Raw genomic sequence first — 24,844 nt, 5'->3', positions numbered from 1 at the left:
AGGGGCGTTTCCACGCCCTCTCACGCCTTCATACTGAACCGAACGGTCAAGAAAAAGGGGAGATTCATGACCACCCAGCGCTTCACCGACAGGACCGCCCTCGTCACCGGCGCGGGCTCCGGCATCGGCCGGGCCGTCGCCCTCGCCCTCGCCGCCGAGGGCGCGAACGTCGTCGTCGCCGGACGCGGGCGGGGACCGCTCGACGAGACGGTGGCCCTGATCGAGGCGGCGGGCGGCAAGGCGCTGGCCGTCACCGCCGACGTCTCCCGCCCCGACGACGTACGGGCCGTCGTGGACGCCGCCGTCGAGCACTTCGGCTCCCTGGACGTGGCGGTCAACAACGCCGGCGTCTTCCGCGGCGGAGTCCCCCTGGCCGACCTCGCCGAGGCGGACTGGCACGCGCAGCTCGACATCAACGTCACCGGCGTCTTCCTCGCCCTCGCGGCCGAGGTCCGGCAGATGCGCGCCCAGCCGCGCGGCGGGGCGATCGTGAACATCGCCTCCACCTTCGGCGCGCACAAGCGCAGCCCGGGCGCCACGGCCTACGCCGCCACGAAGGCGGCCGTCTCGGCACTGACCCGGGGCGCCGCCGTGGACCACATCGCGGACGGCGTCCGCATCAACGCCGTCAGCCCCGGCGCCACGGCGACCTCGATGTCCCTGCTCCCCGGGGAGACGGACGAGGACCGGGCCGAGCGCATGCGGGGCGAGACACCGCTCGGCCGGGTCTCGTCGGTGGCGGAGGTCGCGGCGGCGGTGCTGTACCTGGCGTCGGACGACGCGGCGTCGGTGGTGGGCACGGACCTGGTGGTGGACGGCGGCCAGACGGCCTGAGGCGCGTCACCGGGAGGGGGCGGGCGACTGCCGGTCGACGCCCGCGCGCCGAGGGGTCAGCCGCGCAGGGCCTCGTAGGTGACCCCCGTCAGCCGCTCGGAGGCGGCCCACAGCCGCTCCCCCATCACGTCGTCGAGGGTCCAGGGCGCCCGGCGGGACGGTGCGGGCGCGCCGCGCCACATCGCGAAGGACGGGCCGGTGAAGGAGTCGGACGGGACCCCGGGCGCGGTCGCCGCGTACAGGACGGGCAGCGCGCCCGCCTCCGCGGGCTGGGCGACGACCCGGTTGGCCAGCCCGATCAGCCGGGTCGTCAGCCGGCGCCCCTCGGCGCGCGGTCCGGCGGCGTGGAGGTTGGTGCGCGCGTATCCCGGGTGGGCGGCGACCGCGCGCACGTCCCAGGCGTCGTCGCGGGCCGCGAGGCGCCGGGCCAGTTCGTGGGTGAAGAGCAGGTTGGCCGATTTCGACCGGCCGTAGGCGGTCCAGCGCCCGTACCGCCGCACGCTGTTCAGGTCGCGCGGATCGACGTTGCCCAGCGCGTGCAGGAAGCTGGAGACGGTCACGACCCGCGCGCCCGGCGTGGCGAGCAGGGTGGGCAGCAGCAGTCCGGTGAGGGCGAAGTGGCCCAGGTGGTTGACGCCGAACTGGGTCTCGAAGCCGTCCGTCGTCGTCCCGTGCGGCAGCGCCATCACCCCGGCGTTGTTGACGAGCAGGTCGAGCCGCTCGTACGGCAGCCCGTACGCGAACTCGCGGATGCCCGCCAGGTCGCCGAGGTCCAGCCGCCCCGGCTCCACCGCGGCCTCCGGCACCTCCTCGAGCAGGCGCTCCACGGCCGCGCTCCCCCGCTCCTCGCTGCGGCAGGCGAGCACCACGCGCGCCCCCTTGCGCGCCAGCTCCCGGGCGATCACGTAGCCGAGGCCGCTGTTGGCTCCGGTGACGACGGCGACCCGCCCGTCCAGGCCGGGGATGTCGCCCGTGTTCCAGCCGGTCATCAGCGGCTCCTTCCCTGGTCCGGACCCGTCTCACCGTACGCGCCCCACCGCCCTGAGCGGAGAGCTACCGTCCGGTCACGTCACGTTCGCGTCACGAGTCCTTCATATCGCCACCACATCTCCGGTACCTCAATAGCTTCGTCACCTCATATCCGCTCATCCACACCATTCCTCATCCACACCATCCTGGGACTCTCGATGAACCTGCTCCGCAAGCCCGCCGCCGTGGCCGTCGCCGCGCTGGCCCTGGCCGCCCTGCCGGCCGCCGCCCAGGCGCACGACGGCACCCACCCGTTCAAGAACTGCACCGAGGCGTACGACAACGGGTACTCCAACATCAAGAAGGGCGACCGGCACTACGGCGAGCACCTCGACCGGGACAAGGACGGCGTCGGCTGCGACAAGCCGCCCGCCGGCTTCGAGCCCGCCGACGACTCGGGTGACTCCGGCGACTCCGGCGAGAAGGCGACCGACGACAACGCGGGCACCGGCAGCGGCAAGGACTCCGGCGGTGACCAGGCCGCCGGGCAGCAGGGCACCGACCTGGCCGAGACCGGCGGCGACGACAGCACGCCCTACCTCGCGGCGGGCGGCGCGATCGTCGTACTGGCGGGCGGCGGACTGCTGCTGGCCGTCGGCAAGCGGCGCGGCAACGGCGCCGCCTGACCCCTGTACCGGAGCCGGAGCCCCCGCCCGTTCAGCGGCGGGGCTCCGGCGTCTTCAGACTGAAGGCGGCACGCTCAGCCAGCGCCGAGTTCGTCCGTGACGTGTCGGGCAGTATGGGCTCCGATCGGTTGGGAGGCCGTGCGGTGGGTTACGAATTGCTGGCAGTGATCACAGCTGACAAGTTGCTGCGCGTGATGTCGCAGGAGGTTCCTGGAGCCCGATCAGTGCCTCTTCGTCAGGGCCTGTCACTGATGCCCATGACCGACGAGCTCTTCGACGCCGTCACAGACGGCGGCAACGGAGGGGATCTAGGCTTCCGGAGGCTGCCAGGGGGCTTCGAGACACTGCTCGCCCAGTGGTCCTCGACAGGACCGATCGCCTATGTGGAAGCCGAATATTTCGGGGGAGTCGGCGAGCAACGCGCCGTCGTCTGGGCTGACGGCTCGCTGGCACTGGGCCCCATGGACGAGCCCGAAAAGAAGCGGTTCTCGCGGGCAGTCAGCCCGATCTCCCGGGCACTACGGCGGCTTGGCGCACGAAAGAGCCTGGGCGAGGACGAGTTCGAGGCCGTAGGACTGGATCGCCACCGAAACAACGACGACTGGATTTCGTCCAGCACCGCCTGACCCGGGCAGGACGGCGGCGACCTCGGGAGAGGCACGGAGAGGCGGCACCCTCCGCACAGGGTGCCGCCTCCTCACGTGGACCGGAGCCGCCGCCGATCGGTGAGGGTGGTCGGGTGACAGACGGCGGCTCCGGGGTCTTCGCCCCGTGCGCCCCGAAGGGGCGCGGGGAACTGCGCGGCCGGCCACAGCCGACCCGCAGCGACGCACCGGCCTCCCCGCGGAGCGCTCAGCGGTGGTCGCTGCCCTTCGAGCGCGACGCCGCGCGGCCGGCCTCCAGGCGGGCGACCGGGATCCGGAACGGGGAGCAGGAGACGTAGTCCAGACCCACCTCGTGGAAGAAGTGGACCGACTCCGGGTCGCCGCCGTGCTCGCCGCAGACACCGAGCTTCAGGTCGGGGCGGGTGGCGCGGCCGGCCTTCGCGGCGGCGGCGACCAGGGAGCCGACGCCGTCCTTGTCGATGGTCTCGAACGGGGAGACGCCGAAGATGCCCTTCTCCAGGTAGGCCGTGAAGAAGCTGGCCTCCACGTCGTCGCGGCTGAAGCCCCACACGGTCTGGGTCAGGTCGTTGGTGCCGAACGAGAAGAACTGGGCGGCCTCGGCGATCTGACCGGCGGTCAGCGCGGCGCGCGGCAGCTCGATCATCGTGCCGATGGACAGCTTGAGCTTCGCGCCGGTGGCCGCCTCGACCTCGGCGATGACCTGGTCGGCCTCGTCGCGGACGATCTCCAGCTCCTGGACGGTGCCGACCAGCGGGATCATGATCTCGGCGCGCGGGTCGCCCTTGGCCGCCTTGCGCTCGGCCGCGGCCTCGGCGATCGCCCGGACCTGCATGGTGAACAGGCCGGGGATGACCAGGCCGAGGCGGACGCCGCGCAGACCCAGCATCGGGTTCTGCTCGTGCAGGCGGTGCACGGCCTGGAGGAGGCGCAGTTCGTTCTCGTGCGGCTCCTGCCGGGACTCGGCGAGCGCCACGCGGACCGACAGCTCGGTGATGTCGGGCAGGAACTCGTGCAGCGGCGGGTCCAGGAGGCGGACGGTGACCGGGAGTCCGTCCATCGACTCGAAGAGCTGGACGAAGTCCTGCTTCTGGAGCGGCAGCAGCTCCTTCAGGGACTCCTCGCGCACGGCCTCGGTGTCGGCCAGGATCAGCCGCTCCACCAGCTCGCGCCGGTCGCCGAGGAACATGTGCTCGGTGCGGCACAGGCCGATGCCCTGGGCGCCGAAGCGGCGGGCGCGCAGCGCGTCCTCGGCGTTGTCGGCGTTGGCGCGCACCCGCAGCCGGCGCTTGCGGTCGGCGAAGGCCATGATCCGGTGCACGGCCTCGACCAGCTCGTCGGCGTCCTCGGCGCCCGCGTGCATGCGGCCCTCGAAGTACTCCACGACCGGGGACGGGACGACCGGGACCTCGCCCAGGTAGACCTTGCCGGAGGAGCCGTCGATGGAGATGACGTCGCCCTCCTCGACGACGTGCCCGCCGGGCACGGTCATCCGGCGGCGCTTGGTGTCGACCTCAAGCTCCTCGGCGCCGCAGACACAGGTCTTGCCCATGCCGCGCGCGACGACGGCCGCGTGGGAGGTCTTGCCGCCGCGCGAGGTCAGGATGCCCTCGGCGGCGATCATGCCGTCCAGGTCGTCGGGGTTGGTCTCCCGGCGCACCAGGATGACCTTCTCGCCGGAGCGGGACCACTTGACGGCGGTGTACGAGTCGAAGACCGCCTTGCCGACCGCCGCGCCCGGCGAGGCCGCGATGCCCCGGCCGACCTTCTCGACCTTGGCGTCCTCGTCGAAGCGGGGGAACATCAGCTGCGCGAGCTGGGCGCCGTTGACGCGCTGCAGGGCCTCGGCCTCGTCGATCAGGCCCTGGTCGACGAGCTGGGTGGCGATGCGGAAGGCCGCGCCCGCCGTGCGCTTGCCGACACGGGTCTGGAGCATCCACAGCTGGCCGCGCTCGATGGTGAACTCGATGTCGCAGAGGTCCAGGTAGTGGTTCTCCAGCGTCTCCATGATCCGCATCAGCTCGTCGTACGACTTCTTGTCGATCGACTCGAGCTCGGCGAGGGCGACGGTGTTGCGGATGCCCGCGACGACGTCCTCGCCCTGCGCGTTCTGGAGGTAGTCGCCGTAGACGCCCTGGTGGCCGGAGGCGGGGTCGCGGGTGAAGGCGACGCCGGTGCCGGAGTCGGGGCCGAGGTTGCCGAAGACCATGGAGCAGACGTTGACGGCGGTGCCCAGGTCGTGCGGGATGCGCTCCTGGCGGCGGTAGAGCTTGGCGCGCTCGCCGTTCCAGGAGTCGAAGACGGCCTTGATGGCGAGGTCCATCTGCTCGCGCGGGTCCTGCGGGAAGTCCCGGCCGGCCTCGGTCTTGACGATCTTCTTGAACTTGGTGACGAGCTTCTTGAGGTCGGCGGCCTCCAGCTCGGTGTCGACCGCAACCTTCTTGGCCGCCTTCGCCGCCTCCAGCGCCTCCTCGAAGAGGTCGCCGTCGACGCCGAGGACGGTCTTGCCGAACATCTGGATCAGGCGGCGGTAGGAGTCCCAGGCGAAGCGGTCGTCGCCGGCCTGCTTGGCCAGGCCCTGCACCGACTTGTCGGAGAGGCCGATGTTGAGGACCGTGTCCATCATGCCGGGCATGGAGAACTTGGCTCCGGAGCGGACCGACACCAGGAGCGGGTCGTCCGCCTGGCCGAGCTTCTTGCTCATCTTCACTTCGAGGGCGTCGAGGTGCGCACTCACCTCGTCACGCAGTGCCGCCGGTTCCTCGCCGCTGTCGAGGTAGGTCTTGCACGCCTCGGTGGTGATCGTGAAGCCGGGAGGGACCGGAAGGCCCAGGTTGGTCATCTCGGCGAGGTTCGCGCCCTTGCCACCGAGGAGGTCCTTGAGGTCCTTGTTGCCCTCGGTGAAGTCGTAAACGAACTTCGTCGCGTTCGTTACCTGAGGTTCTTTGTTTTCCGACACGGGTCTCGACTCCTCGAGGACGCGGTGGCTGCCCTGACGGCGAGGAATCTACCCAGATCAAAGGCCCCTGGGTACGTCCACTTGTGCGTCATGAGCCTGTAACCACCCGTCCGCCAGCGGATCGAAAGTCAAGGCTTGGCAAGCGACCGAGCGGTTATGTTTTCACTTCTTGAACGAATGAACCGCCAGACATCTCGCTGAGCGCTCACATGAGCGGCATTCGCTACGTTTGAGTTCGATCGATGAACGATCAAGACGTGGCACTGAGTGCCACACCTTGGAGAAGTGGAGTCGCCCAAGATCCGCTCATCTGAGCACCACCTCTATCAGAGGTGGCGAGAATCACGCTGCCACAGGCCGCGGTTTTTCACCATGCGGACGGGTGAACGGACGGATGGACGCAGGGGTGAACGGACCGCCCGCCGCGGACGTACGTCACTGCGGCGGGTCCGGCCCCCTCGCCGGGCCCGCCGTCCACCGGGATTCGTACGGAAGGACCTCCGGGTGCCTGTCTTCACGCGCTTTCGCCAGCCACCGACCGCGGGCGGGGAGCCGTACGAAGAAGACAAGCTGGACGAGGAGAACGAGCCGGACGAACCGCGCGAGCCCGATGTGGTCGAGCCCGACGACCCCGGGGAGGCCATCGAGGCCCCCGCCGGCACCGAAGCCCCAGCCGACACCGAAGCCGGCACCGGCACCGGACCCGCCCCCGACGCGCAGCCCGCCGCCGAGCCCGGGCCGGCCGCCCGCACGTCCCGCCTCGCGCACTGGCGGGCCTGGCGCACCCGTCACCCCCGTGCCGCCCTCGTCCTGCGCCGGACGACGACCGTACTCGCCGCCGTGCTGGTGCTCGGGGCCCTGCTGCTGCCGAACACCTTCGTCGCGCTGGAGCCCAACCGGTTCGCGCGGATTCCGGCGGAGGCGGTCATCGCGGCGGTGCTGCTGCTCTGCCTGCCGCGCGCCGCACGGCTGGTGGCGGCGGCGCTCTTCGGTGTCGGCCTGGGCGTGCTGACCGTGCTGAACCTGCTCGACATGGGCTTCACCGAGTACCTCGGGCGGGGCTTCAACGTCGTCCTCGACTGGGGGCTGCTGGACGACGCCCAGTCGTACGTGGCGGACTCGATGGGCGGCGCGGCGGCGGCCTGGGCGGCCGTGGGCGCGGTGCTGCTCGTCGTGCTGCTGCTGGTGGTGATGGCCCTGGCGGCGGTCCGGCTCGGGGAACTGCTCGCCGCGCACCGGGAGCGGGCGGCCCGGGGCGCGCTGATGGCGGCCACCGTGTGGATGACCTGCGTGGCGCTCGGCGTGCAGACCTTCGGCGTGCCGGTCGCCACCCGGAGCGCCTCCGGGGCGCTGGAGGCGCAGGCCCACCGGGTGGTGGACACGCTGCGCGACGAGGCGGCGTTCGCGAAGGAGGCGAAGGCGGACCGGTTCGGGGCCACGCCCGGCACGCAGCTGGTGCCGGACCTGCGCGGCAAGGACATGATCTTCACGTTCATCGAGAGCTACGGCCGCAGCGCCATCGAGGACCCGGTGATGGCCCCCGGCGTCGACCGGACCCTGGACGCGGGCACGAAGGCGCTCGCCGAGGCGGGATTCCGGGCGAAGAGCGGCTGGCTGACGTCGGCGACGTACGGCGGCAGCAGCTGGCTCGGCCACTCCACCTTCCTGTCGGGGCTGTGGGTGGACAACCAGCAGCGGTACCGCACCGTCACCGCGGGCGACCACCTCACCCTGACCAAGGCGTTCCAGAAGACCGGCGACTGGGACACGGTCGGCGTGATGCCGGGCGTGCAGAAGGCGTGGCCGGAGTCGGAGTGGTACGGCCTCGACAAGGTCTACGACGCGTTCGACGTGGGCTACCGGGGGCCGAAGTTCAGCTGGTCCACCATGCCGGACCAGTACGCGCTGGAGGCGTTCCAGCGCCTGGAGCACGGCAAGGAGCGGGACAAGCCGCTGATGGCGGAGATCATCCTGACCTCCAGCCACCAGCCCTGGGCGCCGCTTCCGAGGATGGTCGGCTGGGACGAGGTCGGCGACGGGTCGGTGTACGACGGCATCGAGGCGTCGGGGGTGGAGGCGTCGGACATCATCGCCGACTCCACCCGCTCCAAGGAGGAGTACGGCAAGTCGATCGAGTACTCGGTGACCAGCCTCACCCAGTGGCTGGAGCGCTACGGCACCGACGACACGGTCCTCGTCTTCCTCGGCGACCACCAGCCGCTCGCCCGGGTCAGCGGGGACAAGGCGAGCCGGGACGTGCCGGTGTCGGTCGTCGCCAAGGACCCGAAGGTGCTCGACGCCATCGACGACTGGAACTGGACGGAGGGGCTGAAGCCCGCCGAGGACGCGCCGGTGTGGCGGATGAATTCCTTCCGCGACCGCTTCCTGACGGCGTACGGCTCCACCCCGCACCCGACCACGGGCTGATCAGCCGCCGGAGGTGTCCAGCTCCGCCTCCTCGCCGACGCCGGCGCAGTCGTACGGGTCCTTCAGCCAGCCGTCCGGCAGGACCACCCGGTTGTTGCCGGAGGTGCGGCCGCGCGGGCCGTCGGCGCCGGTGGGCCAGGGCTGGTCGAGGTCCAGCTCGTCCAGCCCGGCACGCAGCGCCTCCAGGGAGGAGGTGATCGCGAGCCGCTTGCGCATCTCGGAGCCGACCGCGAAGCCCTTGAGGTACCAGGCGACGTGCTTGCGGAAGTCGATGACGCCGCGCGCCTCGCCCGCCCGTCGCCCACCACCACCCTCAACGGTGGCCCTTCGGGCCGTCCCTCCATTTTCGATCCACTCCCCCAGCAGCGTGGCGTGCCGGACCATGACGTCGGCGACCTCGCGCAGGGTGGGCCGGGCGAAGGAGTCGGTGCGGCCCTCGAAGGCGGCGACCAGGTCGGCGAAGAGCCACGGCCGCCCGAGGCAGCCGCGCCCCACGACGACGCCGTCGCAGCCCGTCTCGCGGACCATGCGCAGCGCGTCCTCGGCGGACCAGATGTCGCCGTTGCCGAGCACCGGGATCTCCGGGACGTGCTCCTTGAGGCGGGCGATGGCGTCCCAGTCGGCGGTGCCGCCGTAGTGCTGGGCGGTGGTGCGGCCGTGCAGGGCGATGGCGGTCACGCCCTCCTCGACCGCGATCCGGCCGGCGTCGAGGAAGGTGAGGTGGTCGTCGTCGATGCCCTTGCGCATCTTCATGGTGACGGGCAGGTCACCGGCGCCGGTGACGGCCTCGCGGACGATGGCGCGCAGCAGGTTCCGCTTGTACGGCAGGGCCGAGCCGCCGCCCTTGCGGGTCACCTTGGGGACGGGGCAGCCGAAGTTCAGGTCGATGTGGTCGGCGAGGCCCTCCTCCGCGATCATGCGGACGGCCTTGCCGACGGTCACCGGGTCCACGCCGTACAGCTGGATCGAGCGCGGCGTCTCGGTCGCGTCGAAGTGGATCAGCTGCATGGTCTTCTCGTTGCGCTCGACCAGCGCACGGGTCGTGATCATCTCGCTCACGAACAGGCCCTTGCCGCCACTGAACTCCCTGCACAGGGTGCGGAAGGGCGCGTTGGTGATCCCGGCCATCGGGGCCAGGACGACGGGCGGCGCGACGGTGTGCGGGCCGACCCGCAACGGCGGGGTGGTGGTGTCGGGGGCGGGCGTGGTGAGCGTGGACATTCTTCCATTGTCACGTACGCGGGGCAGTGCTCGCCGGGCCCTTGGGACCGAAGATCATGTATTGGTCATTAGTTAGCCGCACTATCGAAACGGGCGTACGATGGCGGCCATGCCGGAGCTCACCCACCGCCGACGCATGCTGGTCCTGGCCATCTGCTGCATGAGCCTGCTGATCGTGAGCATCGACAACACGATCCTCAACGTGGCCCTGCCCTCCATGCAGCGCGATCTGCACGCGAGCACCTCCGGTCTCCAATGGGCGATCGACGCGTACACGCTGGTGCTGGCCGCGCTGCTGATGCTGGCCGGCTCCACCGCGGACCGGATCGGCCGCAAGCGGGTCTTCATGACCGGCCTGGTGGTCTTCACCCTCGGCTCGCTGCTGTGCTCGATGGCGCCCGACCTGTCCTCGCTGGTCGCCTTCCGGATGATCCAGGCGGTGGGCGGTTCGATGCTCAACCCGGTCGCCATGTCGATCATCACCAACACCTTCACCGACCCGCGGGAGCGGGCCCGCGCGATCGGGGTGTGGGGCGCGGTGGTCGGCATCTCCATGGCCGCCGGGCCGCTGGTGGGCGGCGTACTGGTGGAGTCGGTCGGCTGGCGCTCGATCTTCTGGGTCAACCTCCCGGTGGGCCTGGCCGCCCTGCTGCTCACCCTCCGCCACGTCCCCGAGTCCCGGGCGCCGAAGGCCCGCCGGTCCGACCCGCTGGGCCAGCTGATGGTGATCGTGCTGTTCGGCTCCCTGACGTACGCGATCATCGAGGCGCCGAACGCCGGGTTCACGGCGGTGCTGCCCTTCGCGGCGCTGGCGCTCGCCGCGCTGATCGGCCTGCTCCTGCACGAGCCCCGGCGCGCCGAACCCCTCATCGAGCTGCGGTTCTTCCGGTCGGCACCGTTCAGCGGGGCCACGGTCATAGCGATCAGCGCGTTCGCGGCGCTCGGTGGCTTCCTGTTCCTGTCCACGCTGTACCTCCAGAACGTGCGGGGACTGAGCGCGCTGGAGGCCGGGCTGTGGATGCTGCCGATGGCCGTCCCGACCTTCCTGTGCGCCCCGCTGTCCGGGCGGCTGGTCGGCAGCCGGGGGCCGCGGCTGCCGCTGCTGATCGCGGGCGGCGCGCTGACCGTGAGCGGGGCGCTGTTCGCCGCCTTCGAGGCCGAGACCTCCGACGTCACCCTGTTCCTCGGCTACGTCCTCTTCGGCATCGGCTTCGGCTTCGTCAACGCGCCCATCACCAACACGGCCGTCTCCGGCATGCCCCGCGCCCAGGCCGGGGTGGCCGCCGCCGTCGCCTCCACCAGCCGCCAGCTGGGCCAGACGCTGGGCGTGGCGGTGGTCGGCGCGGTACTGGCGACGGGCGTGAGCGCCTCGTCGTACCGGGACACCTTCGTCTCGGCGTCCCGCCCCGGCTGGTGGATCCTGACCGCCTGCGGCCTAGCGGTCCTCATCCTGGGCGCCGTCACCAACGGCCCCTGGGCCCACCGCACGGCGGAACGAACCGCGGAGCGGCTCAAGTCACCGGAAGCACGGAAGGCGACGCGGGCGGCAGCCTGACGCGCCCCAAAGGGGCGCGGGGAACTGCGCGACCAGCCCCCACCCACCCGCGGCCGACGCCGCACCCGAGCAACACGGCACCCCTCATCCCCGGCCCACCACCCGCCCCAAAGGGGCGCGGGGAACTGCGCGACCAGCCCCCACGCACCCGCAGACAACGACGCACCCCCTCCGCCCACGCCCCCCCGCCTCACCGCAGCGGCTTCGGCAACCGCTCCGCCACCATCGGCCAGTACTTCAGAACCGCCTCCTCCACCTCCGGCAGCGCCCGCTGGCCCGCCAGGGCCAGGACGATCGCCGCCGCCACTCCCGTCCACGCCACCGGGCCCAGCGGGGTGCAGCCGAAGAGGCGGCTCACGCCCGGGGTCTGTACGAGGGCGACCAGGGCGGCGGCCGAGCCCAGGGACGTGACCTGGACCAGGCGGCTGTCGCGGCGGTCGGTGAGGGTCTGGGCGAGCTGGGTGCCGACCACGGCGCACAGGGCCATGGTCGTCGAACGACGGTCCGTGCCGGGCGTGAAGCGGCCGAACAGCCAGGCCGCGGTCGCCCCGAGCGCCGTGGTCAGCGCCCGGTGCCGGATCTGCCGCAGCAGCGGCTCGCCCAGCACCGCCGTGCCCAGCGGCGCACCCGCGTCGGCGGCCTCCTGCTCGGGATCCCCCGTACGCGTCACCGCGACCGCCATCGCCGGGAACAGGTCGGTGAAGAGGTTCACCAGCAGCATCTGACGGGTCGACAGCGGCGACGAGCCGCTCAGCACCGTGCCGAGGATGCCGAAGCCGACCTCGCCCGCGTTGCCGCCGATCAGGATCGCGATGGCGTCGGCGACGCTGTGCCACAGCGCCCGGCCCTCCCGGACCGCCTCCACCAGCACCAGCAGGTCGTCGCCGGTCACCACCAGGTCGGCGGCGTTGCGGGCGGCGGCCGAGCCGCGGGCGCTGATGCCGACGCCGATGTCGGCGGCGCGGATGGCGGCGGCGTCGTTGGCACCGTCGCCGACCATGCCGACGACCCGCCCGGCGTCCCGCAGCGACTCGACGACCTGGAGCTTCTGCTCCGGCGCCACCCGGGCCACGACGTCCGCGTCGCGCAGCATCCGGGAGCGCGCCGTACGGTCCGCGGCGGCGAGTTCGTCGCCGGTGACCACGACCGCGTCCTCGGGCCAGCCCAGGTCGACGGCGATGGCGTGGGCGGTCTGCGGGTGGTCGCCGGTCAGCACCACGGGCCGTACGCCCGCCTCGCGCAGCCCGCGCACCAGCGCCGGGGACGTCTCGCGCGGCACGTCGGCCAGCGCCAGCAGCCCCGTGAACTCCAGCTTCGCCGGCTGCTGTTCGAGGACGTCGGCCGCCTTCTCGCCCCGGCGCAGGGGGCGGGAGGCCACCGCGATGATGCGCAGTCCGTCGCGGGCCAGGGCCTGCGCCACCTCCAGGGTGTGCGACGGCAGGTCGGCGCAGGCCGGCAGCACCGTCTCCGGGGCGCCCTTGACCACCAGCGTCGCGGGCCCGCCCGCCCGGTCCCGTCCGACGGCGGCGGCGTAACCGCGCGAGGTCTCGAAGGGCAGCCCCTCCACCTGCGTCCACCCCGGGTCGTCGCCCGCCGCGTCCAGGACCGCCTCGTCGGTGGCGTGGGTGGGCCGGGCCCCGTCGCCGTTCAGCCGGGGAACGGCGCGCGCGGCGGTCCGTACGGCGTCGGCCGCCTCCGGGTCGCCCACCCTGCGGACCGTGCCGTCGGCGCCCGCGACGCGCGTCAGCCGCAGCCTGTTCTCGGTGAGCGTGCCGGTCTTGTCGAAGCAGATGGTGTCCATCCGGCCCAGCGCCTCCAGCGTGCGCGGGGTGCGCACGAGGACCCCGCGACGGCTCAGCCGCCGGGCCGCCGCGAGCTGCGCCACCGTCGCCACCAGGGGCAGCCCCTCGGGCACGGCGGCCACCGCGACCGACACCCCGCCGGCGACGGCCTTCCGGACCGGCGCCCCGCGCAGCAGCGACAGACCGGTGACCGCGGCCCCGCCCGCCAGGGTGAGCGGCAGCGCCTTGCGGGTCAGTTCCTGGAGCCTGGCCTGCACCCCGGCCGCGGCGGGCGTCCGGGCGGCGAGCGCCACCGCCCGCGCCGCCTCGGTGTGGTCGCCGATGTCGACGACGACGGCCCGGGCGCGGCCGGCCACCACGGTCGTGCCCTCGAAGACCATGCAGTACCGCTCGGCCACCGGGGCCTTGGGCGCCGGGTCCACGCTCTTGCCCACCGGCAGCGACTCACCGGTCAGCGCGGACTCGTCCACCTCCAGACCGTCCTCCCACAGCAGCCGGGCGTCGGCCGGGACGACGTCGTCCGTCTTCAGTTCGATCACGTACCCCGGGTGCAGCCGGGACGCGTCCATGATGCGCGGCAGCCTGCCCTCCCGTTCGGGCTCCTCGGTGACCCGGGCCTTCTGCGTCTGCTCGGCCAGCAGCCCGGACAGCGCCCGCTCGGCGCGCAGCCGCTGGAAACCGCCGACCAGCGCGTTCAGGTCGAGCGCCCCGACCACCAGCAGGGCGTCCACGACCGACCCGAGGATCGCGGAGGCCGCCGAGCCGACCGCGAGCACCGGGGTGAGCGGGTCGTCCAGCTCGCCGCGGACCGCCCGGGCCAGCTCCCACGACCAGAACGCCGGGGCCAGCACCGGCACCCGGCCCGCCCGGTCGGCGACCGCGCGCAGCCGGGCCGCGGCCTGTTCGACGACGGTCGGATCGGGCTCGCTCTCCCGCTCCAGGCGGTCCCGTACGGCGTCCGGGGCCAGCGCGTGCCACGCCACCCGCGCCCGGGGATGCGGGGCACGGGCCATCGCCACGCCGACCGCGGCACGCGTCCCGGACAGCAGGGCCGCCGCCGCGCTCGCGTCGACCGGCGCGTGCCGCAGCCCGGACAGCGCGATGAAACTCCGCCGGCCGCCGCGTCGGCCGCGCGCCTCGCCGACCGCCACCAGCAGCCCGGACAGCGCGGCACCGGACCGGGCCAGCGTCTGCGAGCGCCGCCCGATGGCACGGGCCGCGGGCACCGCCCGCAGCAGCCGCCACACGTCGGCGAGCCCCTGCGGAGCGATCACGTCCGCGCCCCACGCCACCGGGGAGTCCGCGTCGGCCAGGGCGACGGCGACGTCCCCGCCGAGCAGCCCGGCCAGCACCGATTCGTCGTCCTCGGGCCGGGGGCGTACGACCGTGACGACGCCGCCCTCGGTGCGCAGTCCGGCCACGACGTCCGCGAGCGGGCGCCGGGCGTCGACGACCTGGTCGGCGAGGCCGGTGAAGTCGGCGAGCGCCGGGTCCTGGACCATCACCACGCGCAGGCCGGCCCGCCGGGCCGCGTCCAGCACGTCCTCGGTCCACGGGTCGGCGCCGTCGTCCGGCAGCCGCAGCGCGCTCGGGTGCAGCACGACCGTGCGGGCCATCTCCAGCTGCCGCAGCCGTCCGGGGTCCCGTACCAGCACACCGGTACGGGACAGGGCCGCGCTCAGTACGGCGTGGAAGGCGGCGGGACCGTAGCGCGCGGCCTTGGGCGAGCCGGCCAGCACGGCCTCGGCCGCCTCGGCCACGTCGTGCTTGACCAGCAGCGTCGCCGCGGCGCCCGCGACGCTCCCGGCGGAGGCGTGGGCGGCGTAGTCCTGGGCCGGGGAGGTGCGCGGCGCCGGGCGCAGGGTGAGGTCGGCGGGCAGGCTGCCGCGGCCGGGGGCGCAGAGCTGGTCGTGCACCACCTCGAAGGCCGCCGTGCGGGCCACCGCCTCCGTCAACTGGCAGGCGCGCAGCGCCCCGTCGAGGACCAGCGAGGTGGGGCTCTGCCCGGCGCCGTGCACGGCGGCGTTGGCGGCGGCCAGCGCCACGTCCATGCGGTGGTCGCCCATCCGCTCGCGCAGCCAGGCGCGGAAGGCCGGGTTCTCGCGCAGCAGTGTCGCCACGGCGGTGATCAGGCGCGGCGAGGGCGGCAGCCGCAGGCGCGCGCCGGTCACGGCGGCGGCGATGCCGAGGAGGTCGGCGCCGAGGGCGGTCGCGGCGACGCGCACCGAGGCCGGGTCGCCGGGGTGGGCCAGTTCGTCCACCTGGTCGCCGACGTCCTGCCGGTCCCGTGGGTCCGTCCGGGTGAGTCCGTGCCGCTCGGCGAGTTCGGTGGCGTGGTCCACGACGGAGTCGGTCAGCTCCTCCTCGGTCGCGGTCACCACCAGCCGGGCGAGGCCGGTGTCCCAGTAGGAGACCAGCACGTCCGGGTGTTGGGCCACTTCCTCGGCCACCCGTCGCGCGACGCGTTCCGTGCCGCCCGCCAGGCGTACCTCGTCGGCCGCCGCCGGGCCGAGCGCGAGGTGGGCCCGGGGCCCGGCCCGCCAGTCCCGGGTGCCGCCGGGCAGCGCCGACCGGGCGACCCGGGCCGCGCGGGCGGCAAAGTCGGCGCCTCGCACACCGGCCCGCGCGGTGCCCGCGACCGCCCCGGCGGCGGCGCCGACGGCGGGTGCGGTGCCGCGGGCGAGCAGCCGGGGGCCGGCCAGTACGAATCCGGTGACGGCGTCCTGGGACCGCGTCAGAAGTGCGCCGACCATGGCGGTGGCTCAGCCCGTCCTGCGCGTGCGCGAGGCGGCGGCCGTCTTACGGCTGCCCGCCGAGCCCGAGGCGGAGGGCCGGCTGGACGCCGCCTTCTTCGCCGAGCGGCTCCTGCTCCGTGCGGGTGAGGCGGCCTTCTTCGCGGGGGCTTTCCTGGCGGCGGTCTTCTTGGCGGTCGCCTTCTTCGCCGTGGCCTTCTTCGCCGTCGCCTTCTTCGCCGTCGCCTTCTTCGCCGTCGCCTTCTTGGCGGTCGCCTTCTTCGTCGCCGTGGTCGCCTTCTTCGTCGCCGCGGTTGCCTTCTTCGTCGCCGTGGTCGCCTTCTTCGTCGCCGCGGTCGCCTCCTTCGTCGCAGCGGTCGCCTTCTTCGTCGCCGCGGTCGCCTCCTTCGCCGCGGCGGACTTCGTGGCGGCCGACTGGGCTGCGGCCTTCTTCGCGGTGGTCTTCTTCGCCGCCGCCTTCTTCGCCGTGGCCGACTTCGAGGCGGTCGACTTCGAGGCGGTCGACTTCGCCGCCGCGGACTTGGCGGTGCTCTTCCTGGCGGCGGCGCTCTTCCTGGCAGCCTCGGTAGCACCGGTACCACCAGTGCCCCGCGCGGCGGCCCCGTTCCCGTTCCGCCGCCGTGACTGCGTCAGCCAGGCCACCGCCGCTCCGGTGAGCGCCACCGGCCACTCCACCAGTCCGGCGACGCCCAGCACCCCCGCACCCGTGTAGACGATCACGCGCCGCCCGCGCGGCGACACCGCGCCGATCCGTTCCAGCGCGCCCTCGGCGGCCTTACCGACCGTCGTGGCGCCCGGCACCTTCCGTACCGTGGAAGCGGCCGCGTGCAACGGCCGCGGGAGTGTCTGCGCCGACTTCTGCTCAGCCATGACTGTTCGTCCTCGCCCTGTCCGTGCGGTGGGAAACCCTGGGAACATCACCTTCCGCACAACTCCGCGTTCCCGCACCTCGGGCGTCACCCCGACGGCGTCACCCTGCCGGGGCCACCTCACGCTCCAGGGCGATCGCGTGCAGCCGCGCCAGCCGCTCCCGGGAGTCCTCGTCGGCGGGCGCGTACGTCACCATCCGGGGCCCGGCCTCCGGCCCCAGCCACAGGTCCGTGTGGTCGAGGCGGAGCCGGCCGACGTACCGGTTGAGGAACTCCTTGCGCTTGCCGCGGTGCGCGAGGACCTCGTGCCGCTCCCACACCTCGCCGAAGTCCGGCGACTGCGTCCGCAGCCGTTTGAGCAGCATCTTCCAGCCCGGTTCGCCGAGATGACCGGCCATCGAGGCGCGGAACCGGGCGGCCATCAGCCGCTGGGTCTCCTCCAGGTGGACGATCGAGGACCGCCACGGCTCGTGGGTGAAGGAGAGGATCATGCAGTTGCGGTCCTCGGGCGGCACCGCGTCCAGGTCGCACAGCAGCAGCCCGTACGTGCGGTTGTGGGCGAGGATGTCGTACCGGCTGTTCTGCACACACGCGGGGTACGGCTCGAACTGCTCCAACAGGGCGCGCAGCGCCGGGGTGATGACCGGGCAGACCGTCGCGGGCGTCGGGTCGACGGCCCCCGCCAGCTGGAAGAGGTGGGCGCGCTCGGACGGGTCCAGCAGCAGGGCGCGGGCGAGGGCGTCGAGGACCTGCACGGAGACCTGGATGTCGCGGGCCTGCTCCAGCCAGGTGTACCAGGTGACGCCGACGGCCGAGAGCTGGGCGACCTCCTCGCGCCGCAGCCCGGGTGTCCGGCGGCGGCGCCCGCGGGGCAGCCCGACCTGCTCGGGGGCGATGCGTTCGCGGCGGCTGCGCAGGAAGGCGGCGAGTTCGTGCCGCCGGACCTCCGAGCCCGCGTGCCCGGGCCGGGCTCCCGGCGCCGAGTCCTGGGCCGTCATCGTCGTCATACCTCCAGCGTGCCGCGGTCCGGACCCTGTTGCCAGGTGCTCCTTCTACCAGGACAAGGAGACTCTGGTACCACCCTGGAAAGGGTCGCAGGCTCGTCCACGTGACCGAAACCATCACTTCACGCCCCGTCCGCGCGACCGTCCCGGCGCCACCCGCGCTCGGCGGCCTCGGACTCTTCACGGTGCTGCTGGCCGCCGCACTCCCGCTGATCGACTTCTTCATCGTCAACGTCGCCCTGCCCACCATCGGCGCGGACCTGTCCGCGGGCGAGGCGGTCCTGGAACTCGTCGTCGCCGGGTACGGAGTGGCGTACGCCGTCCTGCTGGTGCTCGGCGGCCGGCTCGGCGATCTGTTCGGGCGACGCCGGCTGTTCCTGGGCGGCATGGCGGCCTTCGGGCTCACCTCGCTGGCCTGCGGACTGGCGCCGGACGCCTGGACGCTGGTGGCGGCCCGGGTGGCGCAGGGCGCCGCGTCGGCCGCGATGCTGCCGCAGGTGCTGGCCACCATCCAGGCGACCACCTCCGGCCCCCGGCGCGCGCGGGCCATGGGCCTGTACGGGGCCACGGCCGGCCTGTCGATGGTGGCCGGGCAGATCCTGGGCGGCGTCCTGGTCGCGGCGGACATTGCCGGCACCGGCTGGCGCTCCGTCTTCCTGGTGAACGTGCCGGTCGTCCTCGTCGGCCTGTTCCTGGCCGCCCGCGCGGTCCCGGAGACCCGCTCCGCGCGCCCTGAGCCGGTGGACGTCGCGGGCACCCTCCTGCTGGCGGCGTCGCTGCTGACCCTGCTGGTGCCGCTCGCCGAGGGCCGGGCGGCGGGGTGGCCGCTGTGGACGTGGCTGTCGCTCGCCGCGTTCCCGCTCCTCGCGGCGGCGTTCTACGCGGTGGAGCGCCGGGCCGACCGTGCGGGCCGCACGCCGCTGGTGCCGCCGAGCCTGTTCGCGATCGTCCCCCTGCGGCGCGGGCTGCTGCTGCTGGTGCCGTTCTCGATCGGCTTCAGTGGCTTCATGTTCGTCATCGCGGTGGCGTTGCAGCAGGGCGCGGGACTGGGCCCGGTGGCCGCCGGGCTGACCCTGGCGCCGCTGGCGGTGACGTTCTTCCTGTGCTCCCTGGCCGGTCCCCGGCTGGTCGCCCGGTACGGCACCCGCGTGGTGACGGCGGGCGCCGCCCTGCAAGGGGTGGGCCTGGCGCTGATGACGCTGGCCGCGTGGCGTTCCTGGCCGGACCTCGGCCTGGTCGAACTCCTCCCGGGCGCGGCGGTCGCCGGGGCGGGGCAGGCGCTCCAGCTCCCGGTGGTCTTCCGGATCGTCTTGTCGGAGGTCCCGCCCGAGCGCGCGGGCGTGGGCAGCGGCGTCATGATCACGGCCCAGCAGTCGGCGCTGGCCCTGGGCGTGGCCACGCTGGGCACGCTGTTCCTCTCCCTGGTCCCGGGCGCGGGCATGGGCGATGCGCTGGTGATCACCCTCCTCGTCCAGCTGGCGACGGTGGTCCTGACGGGCCTGCTGAGCCTGCGCCTGCCGCGGACGATCGACTGAGCCCCACCTGTTCCTGGTCCAGACCTCTTGACGAAAGGTCTGGACCACACCACTGTCATGCCTACGACACCTCACCGCACCCCCCACCGGGAGGCCCGGCATGATCCGCCGCGAGTTCCGCCGCAAGATGCGCCGCAAGATCCGTCTACTCGCCGCCGCACTGGCGGCCACCGTCCTGGCCCCGCTGGGGGCCACCACCGCGTCCGCCGCACCCGCACCGGCACCCGGGGCCGTCCCCGCCGCCGACACCTGCGCCGTGAAGTCCAAGCCCGCCGGCAAGGTCCTCCAGGGCTACTGGGAGAACTGGGACGGCGCCGCCAACGGCGTGCACCCGCCCTTCGGTTGGACGCCCATCACCGACTCGCGCATCGGCGCCCACGGCTACAACGTGCTCAACGCGGCCTTCCCGGTCATCCGCTCCGACGGAACGGCCCTGTGGGAGGACGGCATGGACACGGGCGTGAAGGTGGCGACGCCCGCGGAGATGTGCGCGGCCAAGGCGTCCGGGCAGACGATCCTGCTCTCCATCGGCGGCGCGACGGCCGGCATCGACCTCAACTCGACGGCCGTGGCGGACCGCTTCGTCGACACGATCGTGCCGATCCTGAAGAAGTACAACTTCGACGGCATCGACATCGACATCGAGACCGGCCTGACCGGCAGCGGCAGCATCGGCCAACTCTCCACGCCCCAGGCCAACCTGATCCGCATCATCGACGGCGTGCTCGCCCGCATGCCCGCGAACTTCGGCCTCACCATGGCCCCGGAGACCGCCTACGTCACCGGCGGCAGCGTCACCTACGGCTCCATCTGGGGCGCGTATCTCCCCATCATCAAGAAGTACGCGGACAACGGCCGCCTGTGGTGGCTGAACATGCAGTACTACAACGGCAGCATGTACGGCTGCTCCGGCGACTCCTACTCGGCCGGCACAGTCCAGGGCTTCACCAAGCAGACCGACTGCCTGGACAAGGGCCTGGTCATCCAGGGCACGACGATCCGGGTGCCCTACGACAAGCAGGTCCCGGGCCTGCCCGCACAGCCCGGCGCGGGCGGCGGCCACATGCCCCCGTCCCTGGTGGCCCAGGCCTGGAACCACTACAACGGCGCCCTCAAGGGCCTGATGACGTGGTCCCTCAACTGGGACGGCTCGAAGAACTGGACCTTCGGCGACAACGTGAAGTCACTGCAGGGCCGCTGAGCCGGGAAGCCCGAACCGAGACCCCAGGCCCCCGAAACCGAAACGCCCACCCCCCTCCCGACCGAGTCGGGTGGTGGGTGGGCACAGGCCGGGGGTCCAGGGGGCAGAGCCCCCTGGTACGGCAACACCGACCGGCGGTCAGCAGCCGACGAGCCTCGAAGCGAGGTATCCCTCGATCTGGTCCAGCGACACACGCTCCTGCTTCATGGTGTCCCGCTCCCGCACGGTCACCGCGTTGTCGTCCAGCGTGTCGAAGTCCACCGTCACACAGAACGGCGTCCCGATCTCGTCCTGACGCCGATACCGGCGACCAATCGCGCCCGCGTCGTCGAACTCGATGTTCCAGTTCTGCCGCAGCGCCTGCGCGAGCCCCTTCGCCTTGGGCGACAGCTCGGGGTTGCGGGACAGCGGCAGCACGGCGACCTTCACCGGGGACAGCCGCGGGTCGAGCCGCAGCACCGTGCGCTTCTCCAGCTTGCCCTTGGCGTTCGGCGCCTCGTCCTCGATGTACGCGTCGAGCAGGAAGGCGAGCATCGCCCGGCCGACACCGGCCGCCGGCTCGATGACGTACGGCGTCCAGCGCTCGCCGGCCTCCTGGTCGAAGTAGGAGAGGTCCTGGCCGGAGGCCTTCGCGTGCGAGGAGAGGTCGTAGTCGGTGCGGTTGGCGACACCCTCCAGCTCGCCCCACTCGCTGCCGCCGAAGGAGAACCGGTACTCGATGTCAGCGGTGCGCTTCGAGTAGTGGGAGAGCTTCTCGGCCGGGTGCTCGAACCAGCGCATGTTCTCCTCGCGGAGACCCAGGCCCGTGTACCAGTTCCAGCGCTGCTCCATCCAGTACTCCTGCCACTTCTCGTCCTCGCCCGGCTTGACGAAGAACTCCATCTCCATCTGCTCGAACTCGCGGGTCCGGAAGATGAAGTTGCCGGGCGTGATCTCGTTGCGGAAGGACTTGCCCATCTGGGCGATGCCGAAGGGCGGCTTGCGGCGCGAAGTGGTCTGCACCTGGGCGAAGTTGGTGAAGATGCCCTGGGCGGTCTCCGGACGCAGGTAGGCGACGGAGCCGCTGTCCTGGGTCGGACCGAGGTGGGTGGAGAGCAGGCCGGAGAACTGCTTGGGCTCGGTGAAGGTGCCCTTGTTGCCGCAGTTGGGGCAGTTGAGGTCGGCCAGGCCGTTCTCGGGAGCCTTGCCCTTCTTCTCCTCGTAGGCCTCCTCCAGGTGGTCCGCGCGGAACCGCTTGTGGCAGGAGGTGCACTCGGTCAGCGGGTCCGTGAAGGTGGCGACGTGACCGGAGGCCACCCAGACGTCGGGGGCCAGGATCACGGAGGAGTCGAGACCGACGACGTCCTCGCGCGAGGTGACCATGTAGCGCCACCACTGGCGCTTGAGGTTCTCCTTGAGCTCGACACCGAGCGGACCGTAGTCCCAGGCGGCACGCTGACCGCCGTAGATCTCACTGCAGGGGAATACGAAGCCACGGCGCTTGCTCAGGCTGACGATGGTGTCGATCTTGTCGGCGGCCACGGTGCTCTCTTCATTACGACGACGGGCGACGAAGCGAGATGCTTCCAGAGAATGCTTCAGGTTACCGGCGCGGACTGCCCCTCAACCAAATCGGGGCCCCGCCGGATCCGCGGGCCCCCGATACGACCGCTTGTTGACAACCGTTTCCATATTTGTTGAAAATGAATCCCATGAACGTACGACGACGTCACATATCCGGCATAGCAGTCACCGCGGCCGCCGCTCTCGGCCTCGGGACCCTCTCGGCCTGCGCCGGCGACAGCGCGGCGGCGGGCAACACGGACAAGTTCGACGTCGTCGCGTCGTTCTACCCCATGGCCTACCTCGCCGAGCAGATCGGCGGCGACCACGTCAACGTCACCAGTCTGACCGAGCCCGGCCAGGAACCGCACGACCTGGAGATCAGCGCCAAGCAGCGCGCCCAGCTGGAGGAGACGGACGCCGCACTCTTCCTCAAGGGCCTCCAGCCCTCCGCCGACGAGGCCATCGCCCAGTCCGGCGCCAAGACGAAGATCGACGCGGCCACGCTGACCGCCCTGGAGGAGCACGGCTCCGAGGTCGGCGGGCACGCCGCCGAGCACGACCACGCCGATGAGCACGCCGAGGAAGAGCACGGCCACGAGCACGGCGAGGAGGGCGGCAAGGACCCCCACATCTGGCTCGACCCGGTCAAGTACGCCGAGGTCGCCGAGGGCGTCGGCAAGGCCTTCGAGAAGGCCGACCCCGACCACGCCGCCGACTACAAGAAGAACACCGAGACCCTGGTCAAGAAGCTCGGCGCCCTGAACACGGAGTTCGAGACCGGGCTGAAGGACACCGACACCAAGGTCTTCATCACCACGCACGCCGCCTTCGGCTACCTCGCCGAGCGCTACGGCCTGACCGAGGAGGCCATCAGCGGCCTCAGCCCCGAGTCCGAGCCCAGCGCCGCCCGGGTCAAGGAGCTTGAGAAGATGGCGAAGGCCGACGGCGTCTCCACGGTCTTCTACGAGACGCTCGTCAGCGACAAGACCGCGAAGACGGTCGCCAAGGACGCGAACCTCAAGACGGACGTCCTCGACCCGATCGAGGGCATCACCGACAAGTCCCGCGGCGACGACTACTTCCAGGTCATGGAAGCCAACCTCAAGGCCCTGCGGACGGCCCTGGGAGCCAAGTGATCAACTCACCGGAGGGCGGCATGAGCGAGCCCGTCAACGTCATCTCGCTGCGCGGCGTGCGCGCCGAACTCGGCTCACGCCCCGTCCTGCGCGGCATCGACCTGACCGTGCGCCGCGGCGAGGTCGTCGCGCTGCTCGGCGCCAACGGCTCGGGCAAGTCCACGGCCGTGCGCACCGTCATCGGCCAGGTGCCGGTCACCGCCGGGGAGATCGAGCTGTTCGGCGCGGAGCGGCGCCGGTTCCGCGACTGGGCGCGCGTGGGCTACGTCCCGCAGCGCACCACGGCCGCGGGCGGCGTCCCCGCGACGGTGACCGAGGTGGTCTCCTCCGGGCGGCTCTCCCGGGCCCGCTTCGGCATCCTGCGCAAGGCCGACCACGAGGCCGTGCGCCGCGCCCTCGCCCTGGTCGGCATGGCGGACAGGGCCAAGGACTCGGTGAACGCCCTCTCCGGCGGCCAGCACCAGCGCGTGCTGATCGCCCGTGCGCTCGCCGCCGAACCCGAACTGCTGATCATGGACGAGCCGATGGCGGGCGTCGACCTGGCCAGCCAGGAGGTGCTGGCCGAGACGCTCAGGAAGCAGGTCGCGGCCGGTACGACGGTCCTCCTCGTCCTGCACGAGCTGGGCCCCCTGGAGCCGCTGATCGACCGGGCCGTGGTGCTCCGCGACGGCTGCGTGCTGCACGACGGCCCGCCCCCGAAGGCGGTCGGCCAGCACGCGCTGCCCGGCCACGACCACGTGCACCCGCACGCGCCGTCGGACGCCGAACCGATCCGCACCGGCCTGCTGAGCTGAGAAGGCGACGACTATGGAAATCCTGAACTACGCCTTCATGCAGCGGGCCCTGCTGGCCGCCGTCCTGGTGGGCATCACCGCCCCCGCCGTCGGCATCTACCTGGTCCAGCGCCGCCAGGCCCTCATGGGCGACGGCATCGGCCACGTGGCGATGACCGGCGTCGGCCTCGGCTTCCTGCTCTCCTGGTCCCCGGTGTGGATGGCGACCCTGGTCTCCGTGCTCGGCGCGGTCCTCATGGAGCTGATCCGCTGGTACGGCAAGACCCGCGGCGACATCGCCCTCGCGATGCTCTTCTACGGCGGCATGGCCGGCGGTGTGATGTTCATCAACCTCGCGCCGACGGGCTCCAGCGCCAACCTCACCTCGTACCTCTTCGGCTCCCTGTCCACGGTGAGCGAGTCCGACGTCACGGCGATCTGTGTGCTGGCCGCCTTCGTGGTCCTGGTCACCCTGGGCCTGCGCCGGCAGCTGTTCGCGGTCAGCCAGGACGAGGAGTTCGCCCGGGTCACCGGCCTGCCGGTGCGCGCGCTGAACCTGCTGACGGCCGTCACGGCCGCGGTGACGGTGACGGTCGCGATGCGTGTCGTCGGGCTGCTGCTGGTGTCGGCGCTGATGGTGGTCCCGGTGGCCGCCGCGCAGCAGCTCACCCGCAGTTTCGCCGCCACCTTCGCGATCGCCGTCGCGCTCGGCGTGACCGTGACGATCGGCGGCACGGTCACCTCGTACTACCAGGACGTGCCGCCCGGCGCGACGATCGTGCTGCTCACCATCGGCGCGTTCGTGCTGCTGACCGCGCTGGCGGCGCCGCTCGCCCGGCGACGCGCGCGAGCGGCCACCGTCGCGGGACCCGCGTCGGATCCGGCGGAGTGCAAGATTCCGGCCACCCGGGGGGCCACCGACGAGGTCGGCGTCTGACCGCCGGCGAACCGG

Annotated in this window: 17 protein-coding genes; 11 read left to right on the top strand and 6 right to left on the bottom strand. The window is 72.4% G+C overall.

What is annotated here, in order from left to right:
* The first annotated feature begins 66 nt into the window (after nt 1–66).
* Entirely contained in the window at nt 67–834 is a 768-nt protein-coding gene (locus ACFC1X_RS05775) for an SDR family NAD(P)-dependent oxidoreductase (protein ID WP_376349069.1), read from the top strand.
* 56 nt (nt 835–890) lie between these two features.
* On the opposite strand, the gene ACFC1X_RS05770 is transcribed toward ACFC1X_RS05775, so the two are convergent.
* Nucleotides 891–1,823, bottom strand: coding sequence for an oxidoreductase (locus tag ACFC1X_RS05770; protein WP_376349068.1), 933 nt, complete (start codon nt 1,821–1,823; stop codon nt 891–893).
* Nucleotides 1,824–2,021: 198 nt separating this feature from the next.
* Between ACFC1X_RS05770 and ACFC1X_RS05765 the strand changes: the two genes are divergently transcribed.
* Together ACFC1X_RS05765 and ACFC1X_RS05760 are read left to right on the top strand one after the other, a co-directional pair.
* On the top strand, nt 2,022–2,489 hold the full coding sequence (locus ACFC1X_RS05765; RefSeq protein WP_376349066.1) for an LAETG motif-containing sortase-dependent surface protein: 468 nt from the start codon (nt 2,022–2,024) through the stop codon (nt 2,487–2,489).
* A 257-nt stretch (nt 2,490–2,746) separates the two neighbouring features.
* On the top strand, nt 2,747–3,115 hold the full coding sequence (locus tag ACFC1X_RS05760; protein ID WP_376349064.1) for a hypothetical protein: 369 nt from the start codon (nt 2,747–2,749) through the stop codon (nt 3,113–3,115).
* 226 nt (nt 3,116–3,341) lie between these two features.
* Here the strand turns inward: ACFC1X_RS05760 and ppdK are convergent, their stop codons facing one another.
* Complete coding sequence (gene ppdK, locus ACFC1X_RS05755) at nt 3,342–6,071, bottom strand: pyruvate, phosphate dikinase (protein WP_376349062.1); 2,730 nt, start codon at nt 6,069–6,071, stop codon at nt 3,342–3,344.
* Nucleotides 6,072–6,575: 504 nt separating this feature from the next.
* On the opposite strand from ppdK, the gene ACFC1X_RS05750 reads away from it, so the two are divergent.
* Nucleotides 6,576–8,498: a CDP-alcohol phosphatidyltransferase gene (locus ACFC1X_RS05750; RefSeq protein WP_376349061.1), complete on the top strand. Its 1,923-nt coding sequence runs from the start codon at nt 6,576–6,578 to the stop codon at nt 8,496–8,498.
* Here ACFC1X_RS05750 and dusB read toward each other — a convergent pair whose 3' ends face one another.
* Nucleotides 8,499–9,719 carry a tRNA dihydrouridine synthase DusB gene (dusB, locus tag ACFC1X_RS05745; RefSeq protein WP_376349060.1) on the bottom strand — a complete coding sequence of 407 codons (1,221 nt, stop codon included), beginning with the start codon at nt 9,717–9,719 and terminating at the stop codon, nt 8,499–8,501.
* 109 nt (nt 9,720–9,828) lie between these two features.
* Here dusB and ACFC1X_RS05740 point away from each other — a divergent pair, with 109 nt between their 5' ends.
* A complete protein-coding gene (locus ACFC1X_RS05740) occupies nt 9,829–11,274 on the top strand; it encodes an MFS transporter (protein WP_376349059.1) in 1,446 nt (481 codons plus the stop codon).
* Nucleotides 11,275–11,464: 190 nt separating this feature from the next.
* On the opposite strand, the gene ACFC1X_RS05735 is transcribed toward ACFC1X_RS05740, so the two are convergent.
* On the bottom strand, nt 11,465–15,829 hold the full coding sequence (locus ACFC1X_RS05735; protein ID WP_376349057.1) for an HAD-IC family P-type ATPase: 4,365 nt from the start codon (nt 15,827–15,829) through the stop codon (nt 11,465–11,467).
* Here ACFC1X_RS05735 and ACFC1X_RS05730 point away from each other — a divergent pair.
* Nucleotides 15,828–16,541 (top strand): hypothetical protein, encoded by a 714-nt coding sequence (locus ACFC1X_RS05730; RefSeq protein ID WP_376349055.1) that lies wholly within the window; start codon nt 15,828–15,830, stop codon nt 16,539–16,541. The genes ACFC1X_RS05735 and ACFC1X_RS05730 overlap by 2 nt on opposite strands.
* 258 nt (nt 16,542–16,799) lie before the next feature.
* Here the strand turns inward: ACFC1X_RS05730 and ACFC1X_RS05725 are convergent, their stop codons facing one another.
* Complete coding sequence (locus ACFC1X_RS05725; RefSeq protein ID WP_376349054.1) at nt 16,800–17,705, bottom strand: helix-turn-helix domain-containing protein; 906 nt, start codon at nt 17,703–17,705, stop codon at nt 16,800–16,802.
* A 101-nt stretch (nt 17,706–17,806) separates the two neighbouring features.
* On the opposite strand from ACFC1X_RS05725, the gene ACFC1X_RS05720 reads away from it, so the two are divergent.
* Nucleotides 17,807–19,237: an MFS transporter gene (locus ACFC1X_RS05720; protein WP_376349052.1), complete on the top strand. Its 1,431-nt coding sequence runs from the start codon at nt 17,807–17,809 to the stop codon at nt 19,235–19,237.
* 100 nt (nt 19,238–19,337) lie between these two features.
* Nucleotides 19,338–20,438 (top strand): chitinase, encoded by a 1,101-nt coding sequence (locus ACFC1X_RS05715; RefSeq protein ID WP_376349050.1) that lies wholly within the window; start codon nt 19,338–19,340, stop codon nt 20,436–20,438.
* A 138-nt stretch (nt 20,439–20,576) separates the two neighbouring features.
* On the opposite strand, the gene ACFC1X_RS05710 is transcribed toward ACFC1X_RS05715, so the two are convergent.
* Nucleotides 20,577–21,959: a glycine--tRNA ligase gene (locus tag ACFC1X_RS05710; protein ID WP_376349048.1), complete on the bottom strand. Its 1,383-nt coding sequence runs from the start codon at nt 21,957–21,959 to the stop codon at nt 20,577–20,579.
* A gap of 170 nt (nt 21,960–22,129) precedes the next feature.
* Between ACFC1X_RS05710 and ACFC1X_RS05705 the strand changes: the two genes are divergently transcribed.
* From ACFC1X_RS05705 to ACFC1X_RS05695, 3 genes are read left to right on the top strand one after another with little or no spacing between them, the layout of a single operon-like run.
* Nucleotides 22,130–23,119, top strand: coding sequence for a metal ABC transporter substrate-binding protein (locus tag ACFC1X_RS05705; protein ID WP_376349047.1), 990 nt, complete (start codon nt 22,130–22,132; stop codon nt 23,117–23,119).
* A 20-nt stretch (nt 23,120–23,139) separates the two neighbouring features.
* Entirely contained in the window at nt 23,140–23,913 is a 774-nt protein-coding gene (locus ACFC1X_RS05700; RefSeq protein WP_376349045.1) for a metal ABC transporter ATP-binding protein, read from the top strand.
* A 13-nt stretch (nt 23,914–23,926) separates the two neighbouring features.
* Entirely contained in the window at nt 23,927–24,829 is a 903-nt protein-coding gene (locus ACFC1X_RS05695) for a metal ABC transporter permease (RefSeq protein ID WP_376349043.1), read from the top strand.
* Nucleotides 24,830–24,844 lie beyond the last annotated feature (15 nt).

The organism is Streptomyces sp. NPDC056128 (assembly GCF_042263835.1).
GTDB lineage: Bacteria > Actinomycetota > Actinomycetes > Streptomycetales > Streptomycetaceae > Streptomyces.
The sequence above is the reverse complement of the archived record's forward strand: the minus strand, read 5'-3'. Positions and strand labels throughout refer to the sequence as shown.